Below are 4,668 nucleotides of genomic sequence, written 5' to 3' on the forward strand. Positions count from 1 at the left end.
CGCGCCAGTCCACCTCGGCGAGGAACGTCTCGCGCCCGATCACGTGGAAGCCCGGCGTGTAGCCGGCCGGGCGCACGCCCAGATGCACGGCGGCCCAGGTGCCGTCCGCCCGCTCGACGAGGTCGGCGTGCCCCACGTTCTGCACGGGATGCTCGCTGCTGCGGTGCGTGTGGATCGGGTTGCGCGGGGCCGCCTCGAACGGGCCGCGCGGATCGCGCGACCGCGCGGCGGAGATCCCGTGGCCACGCTCGGTGCCGCCCTCGGCGGTGATGAGGTACCACCAGTCGCCGCGGCGGTACAGGTGCGGCCCCTCGGTGTGCCCCATATCGGGCGACCCGCGCCAGATGACGCGCGGCTCGTCCAGCACCCGCCCCGTGAGCGGATCGATGGCCGCCTGCCAGATCGCCGATCCGCCGTCCGCCCAGCTGCAGTACGACACGAGGCAGGTCCCGTCCTCGGTCCAGGCGAGGTCCGGATCGATGCCGTCCAGCCCCCGGACCACGATCGCGTCCGACCACGGTCCCGCGGCGGCGGGCGCGTGGAACAGCCGCTGTCCGCCGCCGTCTCCGACGTCGGTGACGATCAGCCAGAACCTCCCGTCGTTGTGCCGCAGCGTGGGGGCGTAGATGCCGCCGCTCGCGCGCGAGCGTGCCGCCGGGAACTGCGCGTCGCGTGTCAGGACGTGGCCGACGAGCGTCCAGGTCACGAGATCGCGCGAGTGCCGGATCGGCACCCCCGGCACGTACTCGAACGTCGAATGGGCGAGGTAGTGGTCATCGCCCACCCGGCACACGCTCGGGTCGGGGTGGAAGCCCGGCACGACCGGAAGGAGCTCCGCCGTCGTCACTCCTCGATCTCCAGCGTCGCCTCCACCGGCAGGTCCTGCGACGAGGGCCCGGCGGCGACGCGGTACGAGCCCGGCTGCACGCGCAGGGCGCCCTCGTGCAGCCAGTCCTGCGGGGCACCGTCCAGCCGCACCGACGGGTCCCACGTCGCGAGGCGCTCCACCGCGAACGGCAGCGCGACCTCGCGGGTCTGGCCCGGCTCGAGCCGCACCCGCTCGTAGGCGAGCAGCAGGCGCCGCGGGGCGCCGGGGTCGCTCCGCAGCGCGTACACCTGCACGAGCTCCTCCGCGGCCCGCGGTCCCGCGTTCCGCACGCGCACCCGGGCCTCGACGACGTGCTCGTCCGCGCGCGGCGTCAGCCCCGGATGCCGATGCGTCGGATCCGGCGCCTGCGCACGATCCGAGGACAGCGTCACCTCCTCGTACACGACGGTCGTGTAGGTCAGCCCGTGTCCGAACGCGAACGCGTAGGGGCCGGGCTGGTGACGATAGGTCGCCTGCTGGCGCAGCGTGTCGTAGTCGAACAGGTCGCCCGCCTGCTCGGGCGTCGCGGGCCACGACTGCGCGAGGCGCCCGTACGGCTCCCGATCTCCCGAGAGCACGTCCGCGATGCCGCGCCCCAGCTCCTGCCCGCCGTGGCTCGACCACACCACGGTCTCGGCGTCCACGCCCAGCACGTACGGATAGCTCGACACGATCGTGAGGACACTGCGGCCGTTCGCCTCGCGCACCGCACGCCACAGGCCCGCGGCCGACTCGGGAAGGCGGATGTGCGGACGGTCCTCGGTCTCGCGTCCCGCGAGGTGCGGGTCGTTGCCGACCGCGACGACCACGACGTCGGCCTCCGCCGCGGCCGACACGGCGGCCTCGAGACCGTTCTGCACGACCTCCACGGTGAAGCGCCCGGCGCTCTCGAGCGTGACGGCGTCGGCGACCAGCAGCCCGACCTCGCGCAGCACGCGCAGCCATCGTCCCGATCCGAGATGCAGCAGCGACCAGGTGCCGTCCTCGTGCTCGACGCGGCGGAAGCTCTCCTGCGCGACCCAGCCGCCCACGCGCTCGGCGTCGGCGCGCATCGGGAACGCGCCGCCGGTCAGCAGCCGGCCGCTCGCGTGCGACCGCAGCGTCAGGATGCCGTCGCCCCAGTCGGTGAGATCGAACAGCGCGTCCGGGCCCGCCTCGTCCGCGTCCGCGATCACGACCGATCCCTCCGCGTCGGCGCGCACATAGCGCCCCGCGCGCAGCGTGATCGTGTCGGCGCCCGTGACCACGTCGGCTCGCGCGCCGGGGTAGCGCTCGGCGAGCCCCGCCGCGATGCCGACCGCATACGGCGGCGTGCCGGCGTACCAGTCGGTCAGCACGGCGTCCGCGAGCGGCCCGATCACCGCGATCCGCTGCGGCCGCGCGAACGGCAGCACGCCGGCGTCGTTGCGCAGCACGACGACCGACTTGCCCGCCACGTCCCGCGCGAGCGCCCGCGACTCGGGCTTGTCGATCGCGTCGGCGCCGATCCCGGAATAGGGATCCTCCGTGCCGTCGAACTCCCCCGTGCGGATGCGCAGCTCGAGCAGGCGCAGCACCGCACGGTCGATGTCGTCCTCGCTGATCAGCCCGTGCTCGAGCGCGGCGTTCACGGCGTCGATCGTCGGCCGGGAGTCCGCGTCGCCGTCCGTGAACGAGTCGAGCCCCGCCCGGATGAGCGCTGCCGTCGCCCGGACCCTGTCGGGCTCGGCACGCTGCAGCGTCACGAGCAGCGTCGGAGCGTGGGCGTCCGACACCACGGCGATCGACTCGTCGCTCCACGACCGTGCCTCGGCGACGAGCTCGGGCTGGGTGTGGGCGGGGGATCCGTTGACGCGGTTGTACGCGAGCATCAGGCCGCCCCCGACGCCGTCCTCGATCGCGGGGCGGAACGCCGGCAGCTCCTCCTCGTGCAGCGTGCGCGGCGACAGCTCGGAAGACGTCACGGAGCGATCGGTCTCGTTGCTGTAGCCGAGGAAGTGCTTGAGCGCCGGCACCGTGCGCCACACGCGCGGATGGGGTCCGCGCAGGCCGCGCGAGTACGCGGCGCCGAAGTGACCCGTCAGGTGCGGATCCTCCGCATAGCCCTCCTCGTTGCGCCCCCATGCCGGGTGCCGCAGGGTGTTGACCACGGGCGCCCACACGTTCAGGCTGACGGCGGGATCGGCCGCCCGCTTGGCCCGCACCTCGGTCGAGGCGACCGCTCCGACGGCCTCGATCGCCTCGGTGTCCCAGGTCGCGGCGAGTCCCACGGGCTGCGGGAAGACGGTCGCGGTGCCGAGCCAGGCGACGCCGTGCAGCGCCTCGCACCCGGTCTGGAACCGCCCCACCCCCAGCCGCTCGATCGCGGGCGCCACCTGGTGCAGCATCGCGATCCGCTCGTCGAGCGTCAATCGCCCGAGGAGGTCGCGCGCGCGAGCGGCGACGGGCAGGTCGGTGCGGCGGTAGTCGACGATCCTCATGCGTGCTCCCCCTCGTCCACCTGGACGGCGCGCTCGTGGGCGCCGTGCTCCCGCTCGCCGTGCGCGACCGTGACCCGGATCTCCCCCGCCCCGTCGGCGCGCGCGATCCGGTCGCCGACGCGCAGCGCCCAGCCCGCCCGCGCGTCCTCGCTCGATGCGACGATCTCCGCGCCGACGCGACGCACGCGGAAGGTCGTCGGGGCGGCGCCGTCGAAGCCGGGCACGGTCGTGATGCCGTCGTGGCCGTCGGGCAGCTCGAAGCACGTCAGCGTCACGCCGTCGGCCCAGTCGTAGTCCGGTCGATCGTCGCGCGCCCCGATCGGCAGCACGGTTCCGGGCCGAACCCGCAGCGGCACCGAGTCGAAGCCGTGCGTCTCGGCGACCCAGCGGCGACCGGCGGCGACCGACCCGTCGAGCAGGGAGGTCCAGTCGCCCTCGGGCAGGTAGTACTCGACCGCTCCGGCCTCCGAGAACACGGGGGCGACGAGCAGCGCATCGCCGAGCATGTACTGCCCGTCGGCGTCGAAGCCGCTGCGGTCGTCCGGGAACTCGAGCACCATGGGCCGCATCATGGGCGTGCCCTCGTGCGCCTGCTCGGCGACGGCCGCCAGGTACGGCATCAGCGTGAGCTTGAGCTTCGTGAACCGGCGAGCGACGTCCACGGCCTCCTCGTCGAAGGCCCACGGCACGCGCACGGAGTCCGATCCGTGCAGGCGCGAGTGGGATGACAGCAGGCCGAACGCGAGCCAGCGCTTGAACACGGCCGGGTCCGGGGTCCCCTCGAAGCCGCCGATGTCGTGGCTCCAGTAGCCGAAGCCCGACAGCGCGAGCGACAGTCCGCCGCGCAGCGACTCGGCCATGGACGCGAACGTCGAGTCGCAGTCACCGCCCCAGTGCACGGGGAACTGCTGACACCCCGCCGTCGCCGAACGCGCGAACAGCACGGCCTCGCCCGCGCCACGGTGCTTCTCGAGCGCGCGGAACACGGCCGCGTTGTACAGCCGCGGGTAGTAGTTGTGCATGCGGACCGGATCCGAGCCGTCGTGCCACGCGACGCCCTCGGCCGGGATCCGCTCGCCGAAGTCGGTCTTGAACGTGTCGACGCCCTGATCCATCAGCCGCGCGAGGTGCTCCACGTACCACTGCGTCGCCTCGGGATTCGTGAAGTCGACGAGGCCCATGCCCGCCTGCCACATGTCCCACTGCCAGACGCTGCCGTCCGTGCGCTTGAGCAGATAGCCCTTCTCGGCAGCCTCGGCGAACAGCGCCGAGCGCTGCGCGATGTACGGGTTGATCCATGCCGACACGTGCAGACCGCGCTCGTGCAGCCGCGAGAGCTGG

The 4,668-nt window shown here is 73.5% G+C and carries 3 protein-coding genes; all 3 read right to left on the reverse strand.

The genetic code is table 11. The annotated features are described in order from the left end of the window. Nucleotides 1-847 (reverse strand): glycoside hydrolase family 43 protein (locus tag RIF89_RS11170; RefSeq protein WP_309069186.1); only part of this gene is annotated, 847 nt, incomplete at its 3' end. Beyond that, a complete protein-coding gene (locus RIF89_RS11175; RefSeq protein WP_309069187.1) occupies nucleotides 844-3,327 on the reverse strand; it encodes a glycoside hydrolase family 3 C-terminal domain-containing protein in 2,484 nt (827 codons plus the stop codon). The genes RIF89_RS11175 and RIF89_RS11170, both read right to left, overlap by 4 nt. Further along, the coding region (gene yicI / locus RIF89_RS11180) for an alpha-xylosidase (protein WP_309069188.1) at nucleotides 3,324-4,668 on the reverse strand (1,345 nt) is incomplete at its 5' end. The genes yicI and RIF89_RS11175, both read right to left, overlap by 4 nt.

The organism is Microbacterium sp. (assembly GCF_031178525.1).
Lineage (GTDB): Bacteria > Actinomycetota > Actinomycetes > Actinomycetales > Microbacteriaceae > Microbacterium.